At 73.3% G+C, this 24,431-nt stretch carries 17 protein-coding genes; 10 read left to right on the forward strand and 7 right to left on the reverse strand.

The genetic code is table 11. The features are described from left to right. Positions 1-18: 18 nt before the first annotated feature. Positions 19-1,530, reverse strand: coding sequence for an MFS transporter (locus C4U44_RS15495; protein WP_103886379.1), 1,512 nt, complete (start codon positions 1,528-1,530; stop codon positions 19-21). A gap of 133 nt (positions 1,531-1,663) precedes the next feature. On the opposite strand from C4U44_RS15495, the gene C4U44_RS15500 reads away from it, so the two are divergent. Next, complete coding sequence (locus C4U44_RS15500) at positions 1,664-2,323, forward strand: winged helix-turn-helix transcriptional regulator (RefSeq protein WP_235032109.1); 660 nt, start codon at positions 1,664-1,666, stop codon at positions 2,321-2,323. A gap of 40 nt (positions 2,324-2,363) precedes the next feature. Here C4U44_RS15500 and leuA read toward each other — a convergent pair whose 3' ends face one another. After that, entirely contained in the window at positions 2,364-4,058 is a 1,695-nt protein-coding gene (leuA, locus tag C4U44_RS15505) for a 2-isopropylmalate synthase (protein ID WP_103886719.1), read from the reverse strand. Positions 4,059-4,456: 398 nt separating this feature from the next. Between leuA and C4U44_RS15510 the strand changes: the two genes are divergently transcribed. Both C4U44_RS15510 and C4U44_RS15515 read left to right on the forward strand, forming a co-directional pair. Further along, on the forward strand, positions 4,457-5,293 hold the full coding sequence (locus C4U44_RS15510; protein WP_103886380.1) for a FadR/GntR family transcriptional regulator: 837 nt from the start codon (positions 4,457-4,459) through the stop codon (positions 5,291-5,293). Beyond that, the gene (locus C4U44_RS15515) at positions 5,290-5,952 is read left to right on the forward strand and encodes an alpha-ketoglutarate-dependent dioxygenase AlkB family protein (protein WP_103886381.1); all 663 of its coding nucleotides are present in this window, start codon (positions 5,290-5,292) and stop codon (positions 5,950-5,952) included. The genes C4U44_RS15510 and C4U44_RS15515 overlap by 4 nt, the downstream gene beginning before the upstream one ends. Positions 5,953-6,019: 67 nt before the next feature. Here C4U44_RS15515 and C4U44_RS15520 read toward each other — a convergent pair whose 3' ends face one another. The 3 genes from C4U44_RS15520 to C4U44_RS15530 form a co-directional block, all read right to left on the reverse strand. Continuing rightward, positions 6,020-10,198: a carboxypeptidase regulatory-like domain-containing protein gene (locus tag C4U44_RS15520; RefSeq protein WP_235032110.1), complete on the reverse strand. Its 4,179-nt coding sequence runs from the start codon at positions 10,196-10,198 to the stop codon at positions 6,020-6,022. A gap of 259 nt (positions 10,199-10,457) precedes the next feature. Beyond that, a complete protein-coding gene (locus C4U44_RS15525) occupies positions 10,458-11,441 on the reverse strand; it encodes a helix-turn-helix domain-containing protein (protein WP_103886383.1) in 984 nt (327 codons plus the stop codon). Positions 11,442-11,608: 167 nt separating this feature from the next. Next, positions 11,609-13,315: an MFS transporter gene (locus C4U44_RS15530; RefSeq protein WP_103886384.1), complete on the reverse strand. Its 1,707-nt coding sequence runs from the start codon at positions 13,313-13,315 to the stop codon at positions 11,609-11,611. Positions 13,316-13,743: 428 nt separating this feature from the next. On the opposite strand from C4U44_RS15530, the gene C4U44_RS15535 reads away from it, so the two are divergent. The 3 genes from C4U44_RS15535 to C4U44_RS15545 all read left to right on the forward strand — a co-directional run bounded on the left by C4U44_RS15535 (position 13,744) and on the right by C4U44_RS15545 (position 17,928). Beyond that, positions 13,744-15,354 (forward strand): cellulase family glycosylhydrolase, encoded by a 1,611-nt coding sequence (locus C4U44_RS15535; protein ID WP_103886720.1) that lies wholly within the window; start codon positions 13,744-13,746, stop codon positions 15,352-15,354. 294 nt (positions 15,355-15,648) lie between these two features. Continuing rightward, positions 15,649-17,034, forward strand: coding sequence for an FAD-binding oxidoreductase (locus tag C4U44_RS15540; protein ID WP_103886385.1), 1,386 nt, complete (start codon positions 15,649-15,651; stop codon positions 17,032-17,034). A 93-nt stretch (positions 17,035-17,127) separates the two neighbouring features. Further along, a complete protein-coding gene (locus C4U44_RS15545; protein ID WP_103886386.1) occupies positions 17,128-17,928 on the forward strand; it encodes a VOC family protein in 801 nt (266 codons plus the stop codon). 66 nt (positions 17,929-17,994) lie between these two features. On the opposite strand, the gene C4U44_RS15550 is transcribed toward C4U44_RS15545, so the two are convergent. Then, the gene (locus C4U44_RS15550) at positions 17,995-19,047 is read right to left on the reverse strand and encodes an LLM class flavin-dependent oxidoreductase (protein WP_103886387.1); all 1,053 of its coding nucleotides are present in this window, start codon (positions 19,045-19,047) and stop codon (positions 17,995-17,997) included. Positions 19,048-19,224: 177 nt separating this feature from the next. Here C4U44_RS15550 and C4U44_RS15555 point away from each other — a divergent pair, with 177 nt between their 5' ends. Continuing rightward, the gene (locus tag C4U44_RS15555) at positions 19,225-20,094 is read left to right on the forward strand and encodes an alpha/beta fold hydrolase (protein ID WP_103886388.1); all 870 of its coding nucleotides are present in this window, start codon (positions 19,225-19,227) and stop codon (positions 20,092-20,094) included. Between the two features lie 87 nt (positions 20,095-20,181). Here the strand turns inward: C4U44_RS15555 and C4U44_RS15560 are convergent, their stop codons facing one another. Then, positions 20,182-21,525, reverse strand: coding sequence for a YncE family protein (locus C4U44_RS15560; protein ID WP_103886389.1), 1,344 nt, complete (start codon positions 21,523-21,525; stop codon positions 20,182-20,184). Between the two features lie 427 nt (positions 21,526-21,952). Here C4U44_RS15560 and C4U44_RS15565 point away from each other — a divergent pair, with 427 nt between their 5' ends. The 3 genes from C4U44_RS15565 to C4U44_RS41530 all read left to right on the forward strand — a co-directional run bounded on the left by C4U44_RS15565 (position 21,953) and on the right by C4U44_RS41530 (position 24,342). Further along, a complete protein-coding gene (locus C4U44_RS15565; protein ID WP_103886721.1) occupies positions 21,953-22,705 on the forward strand; it encodes an NPP1 family protein in 753 nt (250 codons plus the stop codon). A 143-nt stretch (positions 22,706-22,848) separates the two neighbouring features. Next, entirely contained in the window at positions 22,849-23,904 is a 1,056-nt protein-coding gene (locus tag C4U44_RS15570) for a zinc-dependent alcohol dehydrogenase family protein (protein ID WP_103886390.1), read from the forward strand. 279 nt (positions 23,905-24,183) lie between these two features. Continuing rightward, positions 24,184-24,342 carry a hypothetical protein gene (locus C4U44_RS41530; protein WP_160145038.1) on the forward strand — a complete coding sequence of 53 codons (159 nt, stop codon included), beginning with the start codon at positions 24,184-24,186 and terminating at the stop codon, positions 24,340-24,342. Positions 24,343-24,431: the final 89 nt, after the last annotated feature.

A 24,431-nucleotide genomic window follows, 5' to 3' on the forward strand; every position in this document is an offset into this window, starting at 1 on the left:
GCCCGGCCGGTCGCGTCCCTACGTCCGGGACCGGACCGGCACCGCGTAGGGGAGCACGCCCGCGGCGAAGCCGACGGCCGCCAGGGTCCACCAGATGTGGTGGTAGGTGGTGACCAGGGTGGAGGCCGCCGGCGTGCCGAGGATGGCGACGAACACGCTGACCCCGAGTACCGCCCCGAGTTGCCGGAAGCTGGAGTTGATCGCCGAGCCCACCGCGAAGCGGGCGGGCGGCAGCCCCTCGACCGCGGCGGCGGACTGCACGGGCAGGCTGAGCCCGATCGCCAGCCCGGTGCCCAGGGACGCGGGCAGCCAGTGGGTGGCCCAGTGCGGTCCCCCGCCGACCGCGAGCGCGAGCGCCCCGAGGCTGACGATCCACACGACCGAACCGGCCAGCAGGACCGGGCGCGGTCCGATCCGCCCGGCCAGCCGGGTGGAGTGGCGGGCGACGAACGCGACGACGAGCGGTCCCGGCGCGCTGGCCAGGGCGGCCCGCAGCACCGAGTAGTGCCACGCGGTCTGCAGGAAGAGGATGTTGGCGAGCAGCATGGCGTAGAACGCGGTGGCGAACAGCAGGGACGCCGCGTTGGTGAGGCTGAACTGCCGCACCTTGAAGAGCGAGAGGTCCATGACGGGCTGCGCGGCCCGCGCGGTGCGCCGCAGGAAGACCGGCAGCAGGGCGGCCCCGAGGACGAACGAGCCGACCACCCGGGCGTCGGACCATCCCCAGGACGATCCCTCGATGATGCCCAGGCTGAGCAGCGCGGGCACCGCGGCGACCAGGAGCACGCCCACCGGGTCCGGGATGCCGTGCGCCTGCGGGTCACGTGCCTCGTGCAGCATCCGCCGGCCGAACACCACGATGAGCGCGCAGATCGGCACGTTGACCAGGAAGATCCACCGCCAGGAGGCGTACTGCGTCAGCAGGGCGCCGAGCGTCGGGCCGAGCGCGGCCGCGACGGCGCTCATCGCGCCCCAGGTGCCGACGGCGACGTTCCGCATCGCGGGCGGGAACTCGGGCAGCACCAGCGCGAGGGAGGTCGGCACGATGAGCGCGGCGAAGACCGCCTGCAGGGCGCGGCCGGCGATGAGCACGCCCGGGTCGGGCGCCGCACCGCACAGCGCGCTCATCGCGGCGAATCCGATCAGGCCGGCCAGGAACACCCGCTTGCGGCCGTAGCGGTCGGCCACCCGGCCGGCCGGTATCAGCATCGCCGCGAACACGAGGCTGTACGCGTTGAGCACCCAGGCGAGGTGCACGGTCGTCGTGTGGAAGCTGCGGCTGATCGTCTCGAAGCCGACGTTCACGATCGTGGTGTCGAGGAACACCACGAAGACGCCGAAGCTGCCCAGCGCCAGGACCCGCAGCGCGTGCCGCCGCTCGGCCGGGGACGGCGGCGGGGGCTGCGCGGGATCGCCCGGACTCCCGGTCCCGGTCCCGGGCTCCCTCCCGGTCGTGGGCCCCGTCCCGGTCCCGGGCTCGGCGGGATCGGTCTCGGGCTCGGGCTCGGCGGCGGTCTCGGGCGTGGTCATGGCAAGCCTCGTCAGGGAGAGCGATGGGGCGGGCGCGGTGGATGCCGGGAGTGTGTTGTGATTTCCTACCGACTCCACCCGACGCTAGCAGTGGTCGGTAGGAAAGGACAACCGACCGGTCTACGCTGGGAGCATGGACAGGCGAGCAGACGAGACCCCGCCGGCCGTGAAGGGCGCCGCGGCGCGCGAGGGCACGCCCGACGCCCCGGCGGCGGAAGCGGTGGCTTCGGCGGCCGGGGCGGACCCGACGGACGGTGCGGACCGGGCGGACGGTGCGGACCCGGTGACGGCGGCGGAGGCGACCGGCGTGGCGGTCGGCGGTGCCGGCGGCGCGGCCGGGGAGCTCCGGGCGCTGGACATGGCCGCGGCACCCATGGCCGTACGGCCGTGCTCGATCGCGGCGGCGCTGGAGATCCTCGGCGAGCGGTGGTCGCTGCTGGCCCTGCGCGAGATGGCGTACGGCGTCCACCGGTTCGCCCGGATCGCGGGCTACACCGGGGCGTCGCGCGACATCCTGGCCGACCGCCTGCGCAAGCTGGAGGAGGCGGGCGTGGTGGAGCGGCGCCGCTACAGCGAGCACCCGCCGCGGTACGAATACCACCTGACCCGGGCCGGCCGGGAGCTCTTCCCGCTGATGTTCTCCCTGCTGCGGTGGGGCGACCGGTGGGCGGTGGACACCCCCGCGGTGGACCTGCGGCACGACTGCGGGCAGGTGGCGGACGCCGATCTGGTCTGCGCGCACTGCGGCGATCCGGTCACCCGCGAGTCGCTGACGCCGGTACGGCACCGCTGAGCGAGCCCCCCCGTCCCCCGGCGACGAAGATGACATCCCGTCAGGAACCGTCGGCCAGCGACCTGTTGACGGCTGCCAGCACCGAGCGGACCGAGGCGGTGAGCACCGAGGTGTCCCGGCCCGCTCCCCACCAGGCGCTCTCCCCCGCCCTGATCCGGACGTAGGCGACGGCCGCACTGTGCGGGCCGGGCCCGGTGGCGTGCTCGGCGTAGTGCTCGATGTGCACCGGGACACCCGCGCGCGCCAGCCCGTCGGCGAGGGCGGAGAGCGGACCGTTGCCGGTGCCGTGCAGCGTGCGGCCGCCCGCTCCACCGTCCAGCGTGCCGGTGAACTCGTGCCGCCCCGGGGCGACTTCGACCGCCTGCCAGTCCGCCAGGGTGAGTGGCCCGTGCTCGGCGGGGGCGAGGTAGGCGGCGTGGAAGAGGTCCCCCAACTCCTTCGCGGTGACCTCCTCGCCGCTGTCGTCGGCGGCGGCCTGCACGATCCGGGAGAAGTCGGCGCGCAGCGCGGGCGGCAGGTCCAGCCCGTGGCGGTCCTTGAGCAGGTAGGCGATCCCGCCCTTGCCCGACTGGCTGTTGACGCGGATCACCGCTTCGTAGTCGCGCCCGAGGTCGGCGGGGTCGATCGGCAGGTACGGCACCTCCCACGGCGCCTGAGCCGGCGGCAGGCCCGACTCGGCGGCCCGGCGGGCGTGGTGCTCGAAGCCCTTCTTGATGGCGTCCTGGTGCGTGCCGGAGTAGGCGGTGTGCACCAGGTCCCCGACGTAGGGGTGACGGCCGTGCACCGGCAGGCGGTTGCAGTACTCGACGGTTGCGCGGATCCCGTCGATGTCGGAGAAGTCCAGCATCGGGTCGACGCCTTGGGTGTGCAGGTTCAGCGCAAGGGTGGCCAGGTCGACGTTGCCGGTGCGCTCGCCGTTGCCGAACAGGCAGCCCTCGACGCGCTGCGCCCCGGCGAGCAGGGCGAGTTCGGCGCAGGCCACACCGGTGCCGCGGTCGTTGTGCGGGTGCACCGAGAGGATCACCGCGTCCCTGCGGTCGAGGTGGCGGTGCATGTACTCGATCTGGTCGGCGTAGACGTTGGGCGTGGCGATCTCCACGGTGGCCGGCAGGTTGTGGATCACCGGCCGGTCCGGTGCCGCGTCCCACAGCGCGGTCAGGCCGTTGCACACCTCCAGGACGTAGTCGGGCTCGGTGAGGTTGAACACCTCGGGTGAGAACTCGAAGCGCACGCCGGGCCGGCGGTCGGCGAGCCTGGCCATCAGGGTGGCCGACTCCTCGATCAGCGCGCGCAGTTCGGCCCGGCCGCGGCCGATGACGACCTCGCGCCAGACCGGCGCGGTCGCGGTGTACAGGTGCACCACCGCGCGCGGCATCCCCTCGGTCGCGGCGAAGGTCCGCTCGATCAGGTCGGCCCGGGCGGCGGTGAACACGACCACGGTGACGTCGTCGGGCACCGCGCCGGAGGTCGCCAGGTGCCGGACGAAGTCGAAGTCGGCCCGGCTCGCGGACGGGTAGCCGACCTCGATCTCCTTGAAGCCCATCGCGACCTGGACGTCGAACATCCGGCGCTTGCGCGCGGGGTCCATCGGCTCGGCGAGCGCCTGGTTGCCGTCCCGCAGGTCCACCGGGACCCACAGCGGCGCGTGCTCGATCCGCCGGGAGGGCCAGTGGCGTCCGCCCTCGGTCCGTACCTCCACCCGCTCCCGCGCGGGGCGGTAGCGGTGGGAGGGCATCGCGCTGCCCCGCTGCGGGTTCCACCAGGGCGCGCCGTCGGGTACGGGCCCGGACGGGGTGCGCAGCGCCGGGAGCGCGGTGGCGGCGGGTCCGCTGCCGGTGCCGCGCGGCGGGGAGGGGTGCGGGTCGCCCGGGCGGGCGCCGCCGGTCGGGTGGTCTGCGGTGTGCGTGGTCATCCTGGGCCGTTCCGTTCGTGGTTGCCGGTGGTCGACCGGCGTCACGAAACCCCGCGGCGGGGTGCCGGTCGGATCAGGCCCCGCCGCGGCGGCCGAGAAGAAGGCTCCGCTGCGTCATGGCGGACAGCCTAGTCACCCCTCAGGTCCTCAGACAAGCTGAGAGGTCGGCGGAACCGATAGAGTCAGGGCTCCGAGGGGTGGAACGGAGAGGTGAGGCAGCGATGGCGCTCGGTTCGCTGCGGCCCAGCCCGCTGGTGGAGCAGGCGGCGGAGCGGCTGCGGGAGCAGATCACCGGCGGGCAGTGGCCGGTGGGCACGAAACTGCCCGGCGAGACCACGCTGGCCACCCTGCTCGGCGTGGGCCGTTCCACCGTGCGCGAGGCGCTGCGCGCGCTGGCCGGCGCCGGGATGGTGCGGACCCGGCAGGGCGCGGGGGTCTTCGTGATCGCCACCCGTCCGGTCGAGGACTGGCCGGCCCGGCTGCGGCGCGCTGCCCTGGTCGACGTCTACGAGGTGCGGGCGATGCTGGAGGTGCAGGCCGCCCGGCTCGCGGCGGTGCGCCGCACCCCCGAGGACGTGGAGGCGCTGCGGGCGGCCCTGGCCCTGCGCACGGCGGCCGGGGCGCGCACCGCTTCGGGCCCGGAGCAGGCGGCGGCCGGTTCCGCGGGCGGGGCCGGCGAGGAGGACGCGGGGGCCGGCGGGGACGCGACGGCCGACGGCGAGGGTGCGCACGGCACCTACGGGGCGAGCGGCGCGGCCTTCATCGACGCGGACATCGCGCTGCACACCGCGGTGGTCGCCGCCGCGCACAACCCCGTACTCACCGACCTGTTCGCGGAGTTCGCGCCGGCGCTGCGGGAGAACCTGCTGGCGCTGCTGGACCTGATCGACGTGCGCGCGCACGACGAGGAGCACGGCGAGGCCGCGCACACCGCGCTGGTGGAGGCGATCGCCGCGGGCGAGCCCGACCCGGCCGCCCGCGTGCTGCTGGCCGAACTCTCCGCCACCCAGGAACATCTGAGGGATCGGCAGGTTCAGGAGGAGCGGGACCCGTCGTGAACTCCTTGCTGCCGAGGCCCCGTAGCAGCCCCGCGCCGGGCGCGGTGCACGTGCCGGGCTGGCTCGACCCGGACCGTCAGCGCGAGCTGGTGGCGGCCTGCCGGGAGTGGGCGAGGGGTCCGGTGCCGATGCGGCACACCCGCCTCCCGCGCGGCGGCGTGATGTCGGTGCAGACGGTCTGCGTGGGCTGGCACTGGCGTCCGTACGCCTACTCGCGCGACGCGTCCGACGTGAACGGCGCCCGGGTGGCGGAGTTCCCCGGCTGGCTGGGCGAGTTGGGCCGTGCGGCCGTCGCCGAGGCGTACCAGGACCCGGCCGCCGCAGCCGCGTACGCGCCCGACACCGCACTCGTCAACTTCTACGACGGCGCCGCCACGATGGGCATGCACCAGGACAAGGACGAGCGCTCCGGGGACCCCGTGGTGTCGCTCAGCATCGGCGACACCTGCGTGTTCCGCTTCGGCAACACCGAGACCCGCACCAGGCCCTACACCGACGTGGAGTTGGAGTCCGGGGATCTCTTCGTCTTCGGCGGGCCGTCCCGCTACGCCTTCCACGGCGTGCCCCGGGTGCGGCCCGGCACCGGCGATCCGGCGACCGGGCTCGCGTCCGGCCGGCTGAACCTGACCCTGCGGGTCACCGGCCTCCCCGGGCCGTGACCGCGCGGGCCCCCGCCCCGCCCTCGGGATCGAGGGCGGGGCGGGGGCGACCGGGACCGTCAGGTCCTCAGTCCTTGAGCAGCACGAAGCTCGACGTCGTGGTGGCCCCCTTCTTGATCTTCACGGTGGCCACGGTCGGCTGGTAGCCGTCCTTCGCCACGATCAGCTGGAGCGGGTTGTTACGGACGTCGAGCCAGAGCCCGTAGCTCCCGTCGGTGCCGGTCTTGAGGGTGTAGTGGGTGGCCCAGGTGTCGATCTGGACGGTCGCCCCCGCGAGGGGGGCGCCGCCGGAGGCGGTCACCGTGCCCGTGATCTTCCCCCAGGTGGCCGGGGGCTTCACGGTGAGCGAGACGCCGATCGGCGTGATCCGGTAGGGCGTGTCACTGCCGAGGCTCAACGAGGCGGTGTACGTGCCGGGTTGGGTGATCTCGGGCACCGACGCGTCCAGGGTGGCGGTGAAGGTGGCGCTCTGGCCGGGCTGGACCGTCACCGTGTCGGCGCTCTCCGAGAGCCAGGTGACGTCCGAGGAGCCGGTCTGGTCGTAGCCGGGCAGCACCTCGGCGGTGCCGTCCGGCGCGCTGCCGACCAGGCCGCCGACCGCGTAGAAGCCGACCGAGCCGCCGCCCCGGTAGAGCGAGGAGTTCGCGTTGGGCAGCGCGCTCCAGGAGTTGGCGGTCGGGTCGTACGCCCAGGTCTGGTTGGTCAGCGCGGCGCTGTTGTTGATGGCGCCGCCCTTGACCAGCAGCAGGCCGTTCGCCGCCGCGTAGGACGAGCCCCACGCGTCGGTGGGCTGGTCGGCGATCGGCGACCAGGAGTCCGCCGCCGGGTCGTAGACGTAGGCGTGGCTGATGCTGCCGGCGTCGGTGGTGCCACCGGAGCAGTACAGCTTGCCCGCGATCGCGCCGCAGGACTCCCACGCCACCGACTCCGGGTAGGCGGCGAGCGTCGACCACGAGTCGCTGGCCGGGTCGTACGCGGTCACGTCGGTGGTACCGCAGGCGTTCGCGGTGCAGCCGCCGACCGAGTACAGCTTGCCGTCCAGCACCGCGGTGCCCGAACCGGCGTACGGCTTGGGCGAGGCGGCACCGGTCGTCCAGGTATTGGACGCGATGTCGTAGATCTCCAGCTTGGAGTCGGGAGAGCCGCTGGGGCCCCAGCCGCCGGCGGCGTAGAGCTTGCCGTCGATGACCCCGTGCGCGGGCGACTCGCGGGTGTCGGCGGCCGAGGCCAGCTTCGTCCACGCGCCGGAGTCCGCGCTGTACGCGTACAGGTCGCTGGTGTCACTGACGCCGGTGAAGCCGAACGCCGAGTAGACGGTGCCCTGCCAGCTGTCGACCGTGTTGTCGCCGGTCGCGACCGGCAGGTCGGGGACCGACTGCCAGGCGTCACCGGCCGCACCCTGCGCAGCGGTCACCGCGTCGGCCGTCGCCCCCGCCTTGCCCGCGGCGGGCTTGGCGCCCTTCGCGGCGGCGTGCGCGGCGTCCGACAGCGGCGAGTAGCTGCCCTTGATCAGGTTCAGCGGCGCGCCCTTGTCCTGCACGGTGACCCCGCCCGGCGTCTCACCGACGGTGAGGGTGGCCGGAGCGGTCCCGGTGTTCTTCACCGTGACCTTCTGCGTGGCGCTCGCGCCCCACGCGACGGTCTTGGCGACCGAGGCCGGAGTGACCGTCAACTGCCCGGCCTTCAGGCTGAGATCGGCGTTCACGGTGCCGTCCGCCGAGATGGTCGGGTTGGCGGTCGCGGTGGTGTAGTGCGAGGCCGCCGCGGTCAGCGCGTGCTTCCCGGTCTTGTGCGAGAACAGCCAGTAGAAGCCGTCACCGACGTTCGGGTCGTCCGGGGTGGCCACGGTGGTGGTGTGGTCGCCGGGCGCGTCGGTGCTGGTGAGGGTGGAGCCGTTGACGCCGTTGCCGGTGTTGGCGTCGGTGACGTTGCCGACCACCAGGCCGCCGGTCACCGGGTCGTAACTGCGCTGCCCGACGAAGACGTTGTCCAGCTCCCACCAGTAGGCCCAGCTGCCCGTGTAGTGGAAGCGCACCTTGACGTCGCTCTTGCCCGCGTAGTCGGTCAGCGGCAGGTCGACATGGCCGTTGGCGGCCGTGCTGCCCTGCTCCCACACGGTGGTCCAGGTGGTGCCGCCGTCGGCCGAGATGTCGACGTCGGCGGTGGAGTTGGAGAACGACTTGTAGTCGGTGTCGAAGCCGATCTCCGGGCTGCTGTCGCCGCTCAGGTCGAAGGACGGCGAGACCAGCGAGCTGTCCTGGTTCAGGCCCTGGCCGGTGTGGTCGCTGTCGACGATGGCGAAACCGCCGTCGCCGCCGGTGAGGTTGCCCCGGTTACCGGGGTCGTCGAAGGTCCAACCGCCGGTGGTGCCGTCGGCGTTGCTGACGGTCCAGCCGTCGGGTGCGGCCGTGGTGGAGGTGAAGGGCTCGGTCGGGCCGCTCAACGAGACGGAGTAGCCGGGCGCGTCGGTGGAGGCCGGGTCGACCGGCACCGAGACGTTCGCCGTCTGGTCGGAGGTGCCGACGGTGACCGTCTTGTCCACGGCCTGGTAGCCGGGGTAGTCGGCGGTCACGTGCAGCGTGTAGGAGCTGTTCTGGGGCAGCGACAGCGAGAAGGCGCCGGTGGTCGGGTCGGTGAAGACCGGCCCGCCGGGCACGCCGGTCGCGGTGATCTTCGCGTAGAGCGGCCAGCCGTGGCCGGAGCCGTCGGTGACCTTGCCGGAGACGGTCTGCTTCGGCACCGCGTCCAGGGCGAACGCCTCGGTGACGGTGGCCCCGTCATCGAGCTGCACACCGCTGACGGTGCCGTTCGCGTAGCCGTAGGCCGACGCGGTCAGGTCGTAGCTGCCGGGCGGGATGTCCAGCTTGTAGGTGCCGTCGGCTGACGACGTGGCGCTGTGGTCACCGGCCTTGACGGTCGCTCCGGCGATCGGGTCGCCGGTGGCGTGGTCGGTGACCTTGCCGGTGATCACGCCGTGCGGGCCGCTGCGGAAGGCGGCCAGGCCGTTGGGCGTGCCCAGGCCGGTCGGGCCGTCCCAGCCGGCACCCGCGGTGCACAGCGCGTCCGGGTCGCAGGTGCCGTTGTTCCCGGTGGTCACGTCGTTGAGCGCGCCGCTCTGGGCGTACGGGTAGGCGTTGGGGTAGGTGCCGGTGCCGGGCGTGCCCGCCGACGCGTAGACGCCCGCGATGATCGGCGACGAGGCGCTGGTGCCGCCGTACACCGCCCAGCCGCCGCCGCCGAAGGTCTGGTAGACCGAGACGCCGGTCTCCGGGTCGGCGACTGCCGAGACGTCGGCGACCGCGCGCTTGTCGCAGGCCGTGTCGGTCTGGAAGCCGGGCTTGGGCTCGTAGAGCGAGCAGCCCGAACCCGGGCCGCCGTAGGCGTTGTTCCACACCGACTCCGACCAGCCGCGGCTGGCGCCGGTGTCCCTGGCGAGCGCGGTACCGCCGACGGAGGTGACGTACTGCGAGGCGGCCGGGTAGCTCACCCCGTAGTCGCCGTCACCCGACGACGCGACCACCGCGACGCCCGGGTGGTCGTAGTACGGGTCCATCGAGGTCAGCTCGGAGGGGTCCTCACCGCTGCCCGGGGTCGAGTCGTAGCCGGTGCCGTAGGAGTTGGAGACGTACTTCGCGCCGAGCGCGACCGCCTCGTCCACCGCGGCGCCCAGGTCCTCGAAGTTGGCCGAGTCCGCCTCGACCAGCAGGATGTGGGCGTTCGGGGCGACGGCCGAGACCATGTCGACGTCGAGGGAGATCTCGCCGGCCCAGCCGGGGTCGGGCGAGGGCAGGTCGTCCGTGCCGCCGCGCTGGCTGACCTTCTGGAAGCAGCCGCTGTCCTCGGTGCACGCGGGCAGCCCGAACTGGTCCCGGTAGACGGCGAGGTCGGCGGCGGCGTTCGGGTCGTCGTAGGCGTCGACGATGGCGACGGTCTCGCCCGCGCCGCCGTCCGCCGGAAGCGCGTACGCGCTCTGGAGGTCGCCGGGGCCGAAGCCGTCCGGGATGGTGGCGTCCGGCTGCACCCCCTTCTTGGCGGGGATGTCCGTGCGCCGCAACGCGAAGCAGGAGAACTGTCCGGGCTTCGCGGTGCCGCAGGTACGGACCGCGCTGGTCTGTGACTTGGCCGAGGATGCGGCCGGAGGTGCGGCCGACGCCGTCGCCGCCAGCGGTACTTGCAGCCCGAGGGCCGCGAGTGCGGTGGTGGCGAGGGCGGCGACCACGCCGCGTCTGATAAAGGGTATGCGCAAGGTGGGTCTCCCTTGGGCGTGTCCTGATGCCGGGCGTACGCCGGCTGCGGCCCGATCGAACCGCTGGCGTATACCTGTGCATCACTCACCCCATGGGAATCCTTTACGTATTGACGGATACCTGACATCGTTGCCGTGCCACGGGCGGTCGCTTTCGCGCCACCCGGCTCGCCGTGCCCACACGGCACCCTCACCACACCCGTCACCGACCGGCACCGGACCCACACCAACAGGCCCTTGACGTGGGTGCCTTGCCCGATCAGTCCAGCCAGCCGCTGCGGGCCGCGTGCCAGACGAGCTGGATCCGGTTGTCGACGCCCGCCGCGTGCTGCATCGCCGCGATCCGGCGCTGGACGGTGCGGACCGCGACCCCGAGCGAGCGGGCCATGGCCGCGTCCGTGCTGCCCATGACGAGCATCCCGAGAATCCGTTCCTGGAGCGCCGCGTGGCCGGAACCGGAACGGGCGAGCGGCACCCCGCCGGACCACACGCTCTCGAAGAGCATCACCAGTGCGTCCAGCAGCCCGCTCGCGCCGATCACCAGCATCACGGGGTCGGGCGGCGGGGTGTCGGCGGCGAGCGGGACCAGTGCCACCGCCCGGTCCGCGACGCACAGCCGGACCGGCAGCCGGTCGACCACACGCACCTGCGCGCCGGGCGGCACCCCGTCGAGGGCGCCGTCGGCGCCGTCGGGGTCCTTCTCCACGTCGGCGCGCTCCACCACCACCCGGTAGCGGACGGCGGACCCGCCCGCGGCGCCCGTACCGCTGCCGCCCGGCGGCTCGCCGGGCGCGTCCGGCCCCGGTTCCTCACCCCCGCCCCGGGCGAAGACCAGTAACTCCTCCCGGGCATGCCGGCGCACCCGGTCCAGCCGCGCCCGCACCGCGGAGGCGCCCTGCACCGCCTGGACCACCTCCTCGACCCGGTGGCCCTCGTGCACCCGCTGGTACTCCACGCCGAGCCGGTCCAGCAGCTCCCGGCCGCGCACCAGTTGCTCCTGCGCGCGGGACAGCAGCGGCAGCAGCCCCTCGTGCGGCGGCAGCGGGTACCAGCGGTCGTCCAGGCCGCGCCGGGCCAGGCCGCGCGCCGCCAGTTCCCGGCAGGCGGCGCGGGCCGCCTCCGCCGGCAGCCCGGACTGGCGGGCCAGTTCGGCGACCGCGAGTCCCCGGGTCGCCACCAGCAGCGGATAGGCCCGGTCCGCGTCGGCACTCAACCCCAGTGCCTCAAACGGGCGTTCGGTCATGATCGTGAACTGTAGTCGCCGCTCCCGCGTCGAACGGCGGCTTTCGCGGATCGGGCCCCGACCAACCGGCAACTGCCGAGCCATCGGCGAGCGACCGCCGGGCCACCGAGGGCCGGCCGCCCGGACAGGGCCGCGGCGCACCGAACGGCGCGCCGCGGCCCCCGCGTTCACCCCCGCTCGGCCGACAGCGCGGCCAACTCCCTGGCCACCAGCTGCTCGTGCTCCTCGGCGTCCTCACGGGCCCGCTTCGGGCTCCACCGCCCGGCCATCAGGAAGACGAACGGCACGAACAGCACCTGCCCGCCGACGCAGATCCACCACCAGTCCCGCCACTGCCCGGGGCCGTGCTCGGACGCCTTCTGCACCTTCGCGCCGTACGCGTTGAGCACCGCGAGCTGCGGCTGGGCCTTCTGCACGACGGCCAGGTCGGCCGGCCCCACCTGCTGGACGGCCTGCGCGGTCAGGGCCGCCGGCGCCTTGCCCGCCGGGTACTTGCCGAGTTCCGCGAACAGCTGCGGATGCTGCTTGACGATCGCCAGCGCGGGCCCGGCCTGCTGGTTGGCCGCGGTGACCTGCGCGCCGTGGTCGACCAGCGGCGTCACCGAGGTGACCAGGACCGGGAGGAAGGCCGTGGAGACCGCGACCACGATCCGCACCGTCCAGCCCCACACCGCGAGACCCGCCGCGGTCGCCGCCGGGTTGTGCTTCTCGACGGTCTCGGTGAACCCCGCCATCCACGGCCCGTACGCGACACCGCTGAAGACGCCGATCCCGATGAACAGCCAGGCGAAGGTGTAGTAGTCGGTGGTCGGGTGGGTGGCGCGGGCGGCGAACAGCGCGGTGACCACGATCGAGCCGACCGCGCCGACCACCATGAACGGCTTGCGGACCTTCAGCCGGTCCGAGAGCAGTCCGACGACCACCAGGGCGATGGCGTTCGCCGCCCAGTACCAGTTGGCCAGCGCGTTCGCGCGCTGCTCGCTGTAGCCGAAGGTGGTGGCGAAGTAGACCACGAAGTTGCCGACGGCGGCGTAGTACAGCAGCAGGAACAGCGCGATCGCCAGCGCCGAGCCGGCCACGTCCAGCCGCAGCATCTGCCGCCACTCGCCGCGCCGGGACGCGGCCGGGTCGATGCCCTTCGCCCGGGCCTCGACCAGGGCGCGGTCGCGCAGGCTCACCATGATCTGGTCGCGGACGGCCGGGGCGAGTTCGCGCAGCGCCACGATGGCGACCACGAAGACGATGAACCCCGCGATGCCCGAGTAGCGCACCTCGTCCTGCCAGCCGGCGCTGTCCAGGGTGTGGCTGGTGACCATCGTGACGACGAGGCTGCCGATCACCGGGCCCATCGTCCAGTAGCCCATCGCCGTGGCCCGTCCGAGCTGCGGGGAGAAGTCCCTGATCAGCGCCGGCGTGGCCACCAGCACGATCCCCTCGACAAAGCTGACCAGGGCGAACAACACCAGATAGGTGGCCTTGCCGCCCGCGTTCGGCAGTCCGAAGAAGACCAGCACCGAGGCGACCAGCAGCCCGTAGACCACCATGTTCGCCCGGCCCCAGCGGTCGGCCAGCCCGGCCAGCAGCGACGCGAAGGCGCCGATGGCGTTGCCGATCACCGACACCCACACGAAGTAGCGGTAGGTCATCCCGAAGTGGGTGATGATCGACGTCGCCACCGCGTACTGCACGTAGAGCATGTAGTAGAGCACGATCGTGGTGAGCACCACGATCGCGAGGCAGCCGATCCGCTGCGCGGTGGGCGGATAGCCGACCAGGTCACGCCGGTAGAGCCGGGTGAGTACGCCGCGGCGGCCGGCGCCGGGCGCGCCGGGGCCGGGTCTGTCGGCTTCGAACGAGGTCGGGGTGGCGGACATACGGCTCCTCCAGGGGGGTGCGGGACCCGGGCATGTGCGAGGTCGCGGCCGAGGTTCCGGTGAGGGTAGTACCGACCGGTCGGTATGCCTAGGGGGTAGGCACGAGCCGATCCCCCGCGACCGCGGAGCCGCCTCCCGGGCACCCCCCGCCACCGGCCCGCGCGGCGCCGACCGCGGGCCCAACGGCGCTCACGGCTTCACTACTTGAAGCCGTCCGGACCCTTGACGCCCCACCGTCGACGTCGCTTACATGCGAATGGGAGCGCTCCCATTCGCGTACCCGTCACCATCGCCACGCACGACAGCGTTCCGTCCCCCCACCGAGAGGAATCGCCATCGTGGTCCCCCACCCGGGCTCATCGACGAGCCCCCACCGATCGACCCGCCTGCTGCGGGCGGTACTGGCCGCCGCCCTCGCGGCGGCCCTCATGGCGGCCCTCGCACTCCTGGGCCAGTCGCCCGCCACGGCGGCCGCCGCGTCCACCCGCGCCGCCGCCGCGCCCGCCGCCGCCGGCAGCGGCTACTGGCACACCAGCGGCCGCCAGATCCTCGACGCGGACAACCAGCCCGTACGCATCGCGGGCGTCAACTGGTTCGGCTTCGAGACCGCCAACTACACGCCGCACGGGCTCTGGTCGCGCGACTACAAGAGCATGATGGACCAGATGAAGTCGCTGGGGTACAACACCATCCGGCTGCCCTACAGCGACGACATCTTCAAGCCGGGCACGACGCCGAACAGCATCAACTTCTACAACATGAACCAGGATCTGGAGGGCCTGACGTCCCTTCAGGTGATGGACAGGATCGTCGACTACGCGGGGTCCATCGGACTGCGCGTCATCCTCGACCGCCACCGGCCCGACGCCGGCGGCCAGTCGGCGCTCTGGTACACCGCGTCGGTCCCGGAGAGCACCTGGATCACCGACCTCAAGGCACTGGCCACCCGCTACCAGGGCAACACCGCCGTGGTCGGCATCGACCTGCACAACGAGCCCCACGACCCGGCCTGCTGGGGCTGCGGCGACACCAGCATCGACTGGCGGCTGGCCGCCGAGCGGGCCGGCGACGCCGTCCTCGGCGTCAACCCGAACCTGCTGATCTTCGTCGAGGGCATCCAGACCTACAACGGCGTCTCCGGCTGGTGGGGCGGCAACCTCATGGGCGCCGGGCAGTACCCGGTCGAACTGAACGTGGCGAACCGCGTGGTGTACTCCGCGCACGACTACGCCACCAGCGTCGCCCAGCAGACCTGGTTCACCGACCCGACCTTCCCGGCGAACATGCCCGGCATATGGGACAAGTACTGGGGCTACCTCTTCAAGCAGAACATCGCCCCGGTCTGGGTCGGCGAGTTCGGCACCACGCTGCAGTCCACCACCGACCAGACGTGGCTGAAGGCGCTGGTGGACTACATGCGCCCGACCGCCACCTACGGGGGTGACAGCTTCAGCTGGACCTTCTGGTCGTGGAACCCCGACTCGGGGGACACCGGCGGCATCCTCAAGGACGACTGGCAGACCGTCGACACCGTCAAGGACGGCTACCTCGCCTCGATCAAGGCGCCGGGCTTCGGCGGCACCGGCACCACGGGCGGTACCTCCTCGGGCACGTCGAGCGGGACCTCCAGCGGGACCACGTCCGGCGCCTCCTCGGGCACGTCGAGCGGAACGTCCAGCGGCACCACGTCCGGAACCTCGTCCGGCACCTCCAGCGGGACCACCGGCGGGACCACGGGCGGAGGTTGCACCGCCTCCATCCACCTCGACAACCAGTGGGACGCCGGCTTCACCGCGACCGTCACGGTGACCGCGGGCAGCACCGCCACCACCGGCTGGACGGTGTCGTGGGCGTGGCCCGGCGGCCAGCAGGAGACCAGCGCCTGGAGCGCGGACGTCAGCCAGAGCGGCAGCACCGTGACCGCCAGGAACCTCTCCTACAACGGCGCCCTCGCGGATTCCGGCTCCACCACCTTCGGCCTGCAGGGCACGTCCTCCGGCGCGTTCACCGTTCCCACGCCGACCTGCACCGCCTCCTGACCGCACCCGGGCGCACCACCGGGGCGGCGCGCCGACGGGCGGGCCGGCGGGTCCTCGGACCCGCCGGCCCGCTCGTGCGTCGCGGGTCGGGGCCGGATCGGGGGCCCCTCCCCCGCCGGGATGCGATCAGCGTGCGGAAGCGAGACGCTGGAGGTATCAGCCCTGTGGCGCCCGGTTGCAGTGCCGCCCGTGACGGGTGCTGCCGCACCGGCATGCAGCTGACCACCGGCGTACCGCAGGGACGGCCCGGACGGGTCACGGACCGTACCGGGACTCCGCGAGGAGAGAGTCACGATGAACGCCACGCCTACTGTCGAGGCGTTGCGGACCGAGTTGCGCGGTCCGGTCGTCAGCCCCGAGGACCCCGAGTACGACGAGTCCCGGCGCATCTACAACGCGATGATCGACCGGCGGCCGGCCGCGGTCGTGCCCTGCCGGGACGCCGGCGACGTGCGGGACGCGGTGCGCGCGGTCCGCGACGAGGGGCTTCCGTTCGCGGTACGCGGCGGCGGTCACAGCGGGCCGGGGCTGTGCGTGGTGGACGGCGGCGTCACCGCCGACCTCTCGCCGATGCGGGGGGTGCGCGTCGACCCGGCCGCGAGGATCGCGGAAGTGGCGGGCGGCAGCCTGCTGGGCGATCTCGACCACGCCGCCCACGCCTTCGGCCTGGGTGTACCCGCCGGCATCGTGTCGACCACCGGCGTCGGCGGCCTGACCCTCGGCGGCGGGCACGGCCACCTCACCCGCCGGTACGGGCTGACCATCGACAGCCTGCTCGCGGCGGACGTCGTGCTCGCCGACGGCACGTTCGTGACCGCGACCGAGGAGGAGCACCCGGACCTGCTGTGGGCGCTGCGCGGCGGCGGCGGGAACTTCGGCGTCGTCACCTCCTTCACCTTCCGGCTGCACCCGGTGGACACCGTGGGCCTCGGCATCACGCTGTGGCCGCTGGAGCGGCTCCCCGACGTCCTGCGCTGGTACCGGGACTTCCTGCCGCAGGCACCCGAGGAGCTCACCGGCTTCTTCGCCGAACTCGTCGTCCCGCCCGCGCCGCCGTTCCCGGAGTCCCTCCACGGGCAGGCCATGTGCGGCATCGTGTGGTGCTGGACCGGGGACCTGGACCACGCCGAGGACGCGCTGTCGGTGGCGGGCACGGCCGCCCCGCCGGCCTTCCACTTCACCGCGCCGATGCCCTACCCGGCGGTGCAGACGATGTTCGACGGCCTGATGCCGCCGGGCCTGCAGTGGTACTGGCGCGGCGACTTCTTCGACCGCATCACCGACGAGGCGATCGCGGTGCACGCCAAGTACGCCGCGGCCATCCCGACCGGGCTGTCGACCATGCACATGTACCCGGTCGACGGCGCCGCCCACGGGGCCCACCCGGACGCCGCCTGGGCCTACCGCGACGCCTTCTGGTCCGGTGTCGTGGCCGGCATCGATCCGGACCCGGCCAACGCCGATGCGATCAGGCAGTGGTGCGCGGACTACTGGCAGGAGCTGCACCCGCACTCCATGGGCGGCGGCTACGTGAACTTCATGGGCACCGAGGAGGGCCAGGACCGGGTCCGGGCCACCTACCGGGACCGCTACGACCGCCTCGCCTCGGTCAAGCGCACCTACGACCCCGACAACTTCTTCCGCGCCAACCAGAACATCGAGCCCGCGCCGCGGGCCTGAGACGTCCGGGTCGCCGCACCCGCCCACCGGCGGGCGCGGCGACCGCCACGCCACCCCGAAACCACGCGAGATCGAGCAAACGGAGTCTGGATCATGACCGATTTCCCGGAAGGCACGCCGTGTTGGGCGGACGCGATGTTCTCCGACCTGGAGGGTGCCAAGAGCTTCTACGGTGACGTGCTGGGCTGGACGTTCGGCGAGGCCGCCGGCGAGTACGGCAACTACACGCAGGCGTACTCCGACGGGAAGGCGGTCGCGGCCGTCGTCCCGCCGATGCCCGGGTCCGAGGGTCAGTCGGCGTGGTGCCTGTACCTGGCCTCTCCCGACGCGGCGGCCACGGCGGACAAGGTCAAGGCCGCCGGTGGGGAACTGCTGATGGAGCCCATGCAGGTGGGCGAGTTCGGAACGATGCTGCTGGCGAAGGAGCCCGGCGGCGCCGTCTTCGGCGTCTGGCAGGCAGGTCAGCACAGGGGGTTCGAGAAGCGCGGGGAGCCGGGCGCCTACGCGTGGGCGGAGTTCTTCACCCGCGACACCGCGAGCACGGACGGGTTCCTCAAGGAGGCGTTCCCGTACCGGGCGCAGCAGATGGCCGACGAGCACGTCGACTTCAAGGTGTTCAGCATCGACGGCACCTCCAACCCGGTCCTCGGGCGGATGAGGATGGGCGACGAGTTCCCGCCGACGGTCCCGGCGTACGTCAACGTGTACTTCGCCGTCGACGACTGCGACGTGGCGGTGAAGAAGGCCGGCGACCGCGGCGCGCAGCTCCGTTTCGGCCCGATGACCAGCCCGTTCGGGCGCTTCGCGGCGCTCACCGACCCGCAGGGCGCGAACTTCACGGTCATCGACATGAAGACGACCGAGGGCGGCATGCCGGAACTCAAGGACGCCTAGGCGCTGGGGCGGAGCGGCCACGGGCCGGCGGCGAGCCGGCCCGTGGCCGTCGCGCGCCGCGGCGGCTCAGCTCTTCGGCCGCCAGCCGAGGGCGGGGCCCAGCCGGGTCGCGATGTCGGTGAGGATCTGCACGTAGTCGTCGTGCTCGAAGGTGAACGGCAGCGCGAACGCGACCTCGTCGATCTCCTGGAAGGCGGCGTGGGCGTGCAGTTGCTCGGCGATCTGCGCGGACGTGCCGACGAGGTCGGGCGCGAACAGCAGGCCCGCGGGCCCCTGCGGGGTCGCGGTGCGCGGCAGCCTGGCACGCGCGAACTCCTCGTACTTCGCGCGCTGTCCGGGCGAGGCGCTGTCGGTCGGCACCACGACGAGCCCCTGGGAGACACGGGCGCGGGCGCCGTCGGGGTGGTGGGCGCGGAAGGCCTGGATGTGGGAGAGCTGGATCGCGGCGAAGTCGTGGACCACGCCCGCCTCGTGCTCCGTTCCGGCCGGCGGCCCCTCGGCTTTCACCACGCTGCTGGTCAGGAAGTTCATGCCGTTCTCGCCGGCCCACCGGGCGGACCGCAGGCTCGCGCCGCCGTACCACATGCGGCCGCCCAGCCCGGGCGAGTGCGGCTGGACCCGGTCGGAGAAGACCTCGAAGCCCTCCGCGCCGCGGAACCCGGTGGCCCGCTCCCCGCGGACGTGGTCCAGCAGCCGCCGCACCCGGGCGTGGCTGAAGTCCTCGGTGTCGGCGGTGTCGGGGTACAGCACGTCCTTGACCTGGTCGTAGTGCATCGGCGGGCCCACGCTGACACCCGGGTTGAGGCGCCCGCCGGACAGCACGTCGACGGTCGCGAGGTCCTCGGCCAGCCGCAGCGGGTTCTCCCACCCGAGCGGGATCACCGCGGTGCCGAGCTCGATCCGGCTGGTGCGTTGTGAGGCCGCGGCCAGCACCGCGACCGGCGAGGAGATCCCGTACTGCAGGTGGCGGTGGCGCACCCAGGCGCTGTCGAAGCCGAGCCGCTCGCCGAGCTCGATGACCTCCAGCGTCGACTCGTGCCCTCGGGCGGGGTCCTGCTCGTCGAACAGCCCGATCGTCAGGAACCCCAGCTTGGCCAGCGGCTGCGCACTCGACGGCACGTGACTCCTTCCTCGTCCCCCGACGGCTGCGCCGATTCTGCCAGGTCCCGCTGCCGGGCGCGCGACGTGGCCGGGTCGTCCCGTGCGCGCGGCGCGTCCGGCGCGTCGGGGGGTGCGGGACGCCGCCACGGACGGGAGGATGGACGGGTCCGCGATCGACCCCGTGGGGAGGCGCCCGTGCCGCGCAGCGCACCGGTTGACGGTTTCCGGCTCGCCTTCGACCGCATCGGGTCGGGGCACCCGGTCGTGCTGCTGCACGGCTGGCCCGGCGACCGGACCGACTACCGCGCGATGGTGCCACGGCTCGCGGACACCTGCGACCTGGTCGTCCCCGACCTGCGCGGCTTCGGCGGGTCCGACAAGCACCCGGCCGATCCGGCCGGGCAGTACGACGCGGCGGCCCAGGCCCGGAGCGTGGTCGCGCTGGTCGCCGAACTCGGCCTGGACCGACCGGTGCTGGCCGGCTACGACGTCGGCAGCCGCGTCGCGCAGTCGGTGGCCGGCCGGCATCCCGACCTGGTGCGCGCGCTGGTCGTCGCGCCTCCGCTGCCCGGGATCGGCCGCCGCATCCTGGATCCGGACGCGCAGCAGGAGTTCTGGTACCAGGCGTTCCACCGGCTGGACCTGGCCGAGGCGGTGATCGACGGGAACCCGGCGGCGCTGCGCGCGTACTTGCTCCACTTCTGGTCGCACTGGTCGGGCCCCTCGTTCACGCCCGACGAGGAGACCCTGGCCCACCTCGTGTCGGTCTACGGCACCCCGGGCGCGTTCACCGCGTCCCTCAACTGGTACCGGGCGGGGGCCGGTTCGGTGGCCACCTCGGTCCGCGAGGCGGCACCGGCGCCCGGGGACCGGATCGCCGTCCCGACGACCGTGCTGTGGCCCGAGTTCGACCCGCTGTTCCCGAGGGCCTGGTCGGACCGCGTGGACGACTTCTTCGCCGATGCCACGCTGCAACTCGTCGACGGCGCGGGCCACTTCGCGCCGCGGGAGTACCCGGAGGCGTTCGCGGCGGCGGTCCGCGCGGCCACCGCCGGCCCCGCGTGAAGGCCGCCCCGCCCGCGGGACGCGCTGCGGGCGGGGCGGCGGGAGTCCGGCGCGCAGGGTGCCGCCGGGTGGACTACGTGGTAGTGGTTACTTGATCAGGACGGTCGCGCTCCCGGTGGACGCCGCCAGGTGCGCGCTGCCGTCGTAGGACACCTGGTAGGTGAACGTCCCGGAGCCGCGCGGGCTGTCGGTGACGGTGAACGAGCCGTCAGGGGCCGTGGTGACGTCGGGCAGGGCGGTGGCGGCGGTGCCCCCGCCGGTCCGGGTCACGTGCAGGGTCTGGCCGCCCGCGTAGGGGGCGGTGCCGCCGAGGGAGCCGGTCAGGGTGACCGTGCCGTGGCGGTGCACGGTGGCCGGGCCGGTGACGGTCAGGGTGGCGGCGGTCTGCGCCGGGTTCTGGAGGATGTGCAGGGTCGGGTTGTCGCCATAGACGTCGGTGCTCACGGCGAACAGCGTGGCGTCGTCCGGCGTGACGGCGACGCCGGCCGGGGCGAGGTCGGTGTCGGGGCCGACGGAGTAGGACGCGAGCGCGCTGGGGTTGCCGGGCGCGAAGACGTACACGGAGTCGCCGTAGTAGGAGTCCGACCCGGCGAACACGGTGCCGTCGGCACCGACCGCGACGGCGTCGGGGTAGTTGGTCGAGTCGTACGCCCCGTCGGGGGTGAGGTCGGCGGTCGTGAACAACTGGTGCTGGTAGGGGGCGCCGCAGGCGGTCAGGATGTCCTTCCCGTCCGGGGTGATCGCCAGGTCGCCCAGGTTGCTGCTGACCGAGCTGCCGTCGATCAGCAGCCGGCGCGCGTGCAGGCTGACGCTGCTGCCGGACACGTCGTAGCTGGCCAACTCGGCCGGGCTCTGGCCGGGTTCGCCCGCCACCAGCTCGCCGCCGGGGGTGGCTGCGAGGATCGGGGCGCCGTACCAGTTGTCGCCGGTCGCCTTGAGGGTGACCGCGGCCGGGGTCGCGGCCGGGTCGATGGAGCCGATCCCGCCGAAGGGGGCGGTACCGGTGTAGCCGAACCACACCTTGCCGGCGCTCCATGCCACCGACTGCGGGTCGGTGCCGGTACCGGTGGCGTACCGGTCGGTCTCGGTGAGCGTGCTGGTGCTGATCGCGGACACGGCGTCGGTGCTGCCGAGCGCGGCGTACACCGTGCTGCCGTCGGGCGACAGCGCGAGGCCGTCGGCGCCGGTCTCGCCCGGGACGGTGGCGACGGTGCTGCCGGAGTAGTCCGTCACGAGGATTCCGGTGGATCCGGCGCCGCCGCTGAAGAAGACGTGCTGGTGGGCCGGGTCGACGAGCATGTGCGCGTAGTGCGCCATCGGCAGCGGCACCGCGCCGGACGCGGCTCCTGCCGTGGCGGCCGGGAGTACGGCCGAGGCGAGCCCGGCTGCCAGCACCGTCGCCGCGGCCTGGGAGATGCGCTTGTAACTCATGGGACTCCTGTCGTGAAAAGGAGTGATGAGCGCTCTGAGGTGAGCGCGTGAAGATTGGAACACGCCCCACTGACAGTCGAGTTGACTGCTCTCGCGGAACGGCGGACTCCGTTCGGCGCGGCTTCGGCACAGGTCAGGCACGGGTCCGGCGGAGGCCGGGCACGCTGCCTCGCGGGCCCGGAACCGCCCGGTGGGGCCGTCGTCCGCTGTTCGGGCAACGGTGCGGCAATGTTCAGCCCCCGGACTCCGCACGCCGCGGTCGCCGCGGGGAGATCCGGGCCAGGTCCCCTGCTTCCCCCACAGCGAAGGTCAAGGTACTGGTGTGCGCAGCCTGATGTCGTCGAAGACGGACACCGAGCGGAACGCGGAGCACATGGAGCACGTGGAGCACGCAGCGAACGGGCGGCCCGCGCGGCGGGCACGGCGGATGCGGCTGCCCGCGCTCGCCGCCGCCCTCGGCGCGGTGGCCCTGGTGATGGCCCTGCCCACCAGCGCGAACGCCGACGTGCTGACCCTGCTGCCGCAGAACGCCGACGGCCTCGAACAGAGCTTCTCCCCGGCCTACGACTACGACACGGACGGCTGCTACGCCACCGCCGCGATCGGCGCCGACGGCACCCTCAACCCGGGCCTGCCGCTGGGCGGGGACGTCAACGGCCACTGCCACGACATGGCCCAGCTGACGAACGCCAACACCTACTCGCGCGAGAAGTGCAACAACGGCTGGTGCGCGGTGGTGTACGCCAGCTACTTCGAGAAGGACCAGGCCACGCTCGGCCCGGCCGCCATCGGCCACACCCACGACTGGGAGCACGTCGTGGTGTGGATCGCCGACAACCAGGTCCAGTACGTGTCGGTCTCGCAGCACAGCGGTTACCAGGTGGCCGCCAGTTCCTCGGTGCGCTTCGACGGGACCCACCCGAAGGTCGTCTACAACAAGGACGGCGTCTCGACGCACGACTTCCGCTTCGCCAACACCAACGACGAGCCCCCGGAGAACGCCACCGGCGGCTGGTTCTACCCGCGGCTGGTCGGCTGGGAGGGCTACCCGCCCGGATTCCGCGACAAGCTGATGAACGCGGACTTCGGCGAGGCCACCATCAAGATCAACGACGCCAACTTCGACTACGCGCTCGCCCACTCCATGCCGTCGGGAATCCCCTTCGATCCGAACGCCTGAGCCGGCCACAGCGGACGCGTGCGGGGGTGCGCACGGCCCGATCACCGGGGTGCGCGCCCCCGATCGCCGGAGGGTGCGCGGCCCGTTTTCCGGGGGCCGCATCCCCGATTGCCGGGGCCCTCGGGCGGGCGCATCCTGGAGGCATGGCGTTCGAGGCCGCCCGCGCGGGGGACCCGAGCGGTTGGGCGGTGAGCGAGCCGGGCCCGATCGCCACGGAACCGCTGCGCCGGATCCGCCGGGAGGTACCGGCGCCCGGGCCCGGCGAGGTGGGGGTGCGGATCGAGGCGTGCGGCGTCTGCCGTACGGACCTGCACCTGGCCGAGGGCGACCTGCCGCCGCACCGGCCGCTGACCGTCCCCGGCCACGAGATCGTCGGCCGGGTCACCGCCACCGGGCCGGGGGCGAGCCGTTTCGCCCCCGGCGACCGGGTGGGCGGGGCCTGGCTGCGCGGCACCTGCGGGGTCTGCCGCTACTGCCGCGCCGGACACGAGAACCTCTGCCCGTCGTCGGTCTACACCGGCTGGGACGCCGACGGCGGCTTCGCCGAGGCCACGGTGCTGCCCGAGGCGTTCGCGTACCCGCTGCCCGGCGACGCCGACCCGGCGCAGCTGGCGCCGCTGCTGTGCGCGGGCATCATCGGCTTCCGCGCGCTGCGGCGCAGCGCGCTCCCGCCCGGCGGCCGGCTGGGACTGTACGGTTTCGGCGCCTCCGCGCACCTCGCCGCGCAGGTCGCCCTCGCGGAGGGCGCGACCGTGCACGTGCTGACCCGGTCCGCGCGGGCTCGCGAACTGGCCCTGGAACTGGGCGCGTCGTCCGCCCGCGACGCCTACGACGCACCGCCCCAGCCGCTGGACTCGGCGATCCTGTTCGCGCCGGTCGGCGACCTGGTGCCGGTGGGCCTGGCCGCCCTGGACCGCGGCGGCACCCTCGCCATCGCCGGCATCCACCTGTCCGACATCCCCGCGCTGAACTACGAGCGGTCCCTGTTCCAGGAGCGCGACCTGCGCAGCGTCACCTCCAACACCCGCGCGGACGGGCGGGACTTCCTCGCGACCGCGCAGCGCGCCGGCATCCGCGCCACCGTCACCCGCTACCCCCTCGACCAGGCCGACCGGGCGCTGGCCGACCTGGCCGCGGACCGGGTCAACGGTGCCGCCGTCCTGATCCCGGACAACCCGTCGGACGCCGACGGGAGTTGACGCCGGACCCCGCCAACCGCCCCCGGAGACGGCCCTGCTGTCCTGCCGCCGCCGCGCGGCCGTGTCGCCGACGGACGGCTGCCGTGCGGTATACGCCCAGGCCCGGAGGCTGCTCCGGGCTCGACGGATGCCGCGGGGGCCCGGGAGTTGGCGCGCGTAGACCGCTGCCACCTGCGCTTTCACCGCGTGCATACCGGGCGTGCGGCGGCGGTTCCTAGCGTTCCTGGTGTCGGGTGCAGCGGTTGCCCCGGCGGACACCAGGAACGAGAGGAGAGCACTGTGACCGAGCAGAACACCGCGCCCGAGCCCGAGAACCCCGAGGTCGAGGCGCACGCCGCCGAAGAGGTGCTGGGCCTGCAGAAGATCAGCATCGACGAGGAGGCGCGGGCCGGGCTCGTCGCCATGAGCTGCAGTTCCTGCGTCGGCTCCATCTGCTGATTTCCGCGGGGAACCGCGTCGGCCGGGCCGGCCGTGCACCGACCGGCCCGGCCGACGCGTGGATCCGGCCGCCGGGCCATGACCACGAG

The organism is Actinacidiphila yanglinensis (genome assembly GCF_900107965.1).
Taxonomy (GTDB): Bacteria; Actinomycetota; Actinomycetes; order Streptomycetales; family Streptomycetaceae; genus Actinacidiphila; species Actinacidiphila yanglinensis.

Coding starts and splice junctions, on each gene's coding strand:
- C4U44_RS15560 (WP_103886389.1), bottom strand. CDS start 21,525: ATGAGTTACAAGCGCATCTCCCAGGCCGCGGCGACGGTGCTGGCAGCC.
- C4U44_RS15570 (WP_103886390.1), top strand. CDS start 22,849: ATGGCGTTCGAGGCCGCCCGCGCGGGGGACCCGAGCGGTTGGGCGGTG.
- C4U44_RS15545 (WP_103886386.1), top strand. CDS start 17,128: ATGACCGATTTCCCGGAAGGCACGCCGTGTTGGGCGGACGCGATGTTC.
- C4U44_RS15530 (WP_103886384.1), bottom strand. CDS start 13,315: ATGTCCGCCACCCCGACCTCGTTCGAAGCCGACAGACCCGGCCCCGGC.
- C4U44_RS15565 (WP_103886721.1), top strand. CDS start 21,953: ATGCGGCTGCCCGCGCTCGCCGCCGCCCTCGGCGCGGTGGCCCTGGTG.
- C4U44_RS15500 (WP_235032109.1), top strand. CDS start 1,664: ATGGACAGGCGAGCAGACGAGACCCCGCCGGCCGTGAAGGGCGCCGCG.
- C4U44_RS15525 (WP_103886383.1), bottom strand. CDS start 11,441: ATGACCGAACGCCCGTTTGAGGCACTGGGGTTGAGTGCCGACGCGGAC.
- C4U44_RS15510 (WP_103886380.1), top strand. CDS start 4,457: ATGGCGCTCGGTTCGCTGCGGCCCAGCCCGCTGGTGGAGCAGGCGGCG.
- C4U44_RS15495 (WP_103886379.1), bottom strand. CDS start 1,530: ATGACCACGCCCGAGACCGCCGCCGAGCCCGAGCCCGAGACCGATCCC.
- leuA (WP_103886719.1), bottom strand. CDS start 4,058: ATGCCCTCCCACCGCTACCGCCCCGCGCGGGAGCGGGTGGAGGTACGG.
- C4U44_RS15540 (WP_103886385.1), top strand. CDS start 15,649: ATGAACGCCACGCCTACTGTCGAGGCGTTGCGGACCGAGTTGCGCGGT.
- C4U44_RS15535 (WP_103886720.1), top strand. CDS start 13,744: ATGGCGGCCCTCGCACTCCTGGGCCAGTCGCCCGCCACGGCGGCCGCC.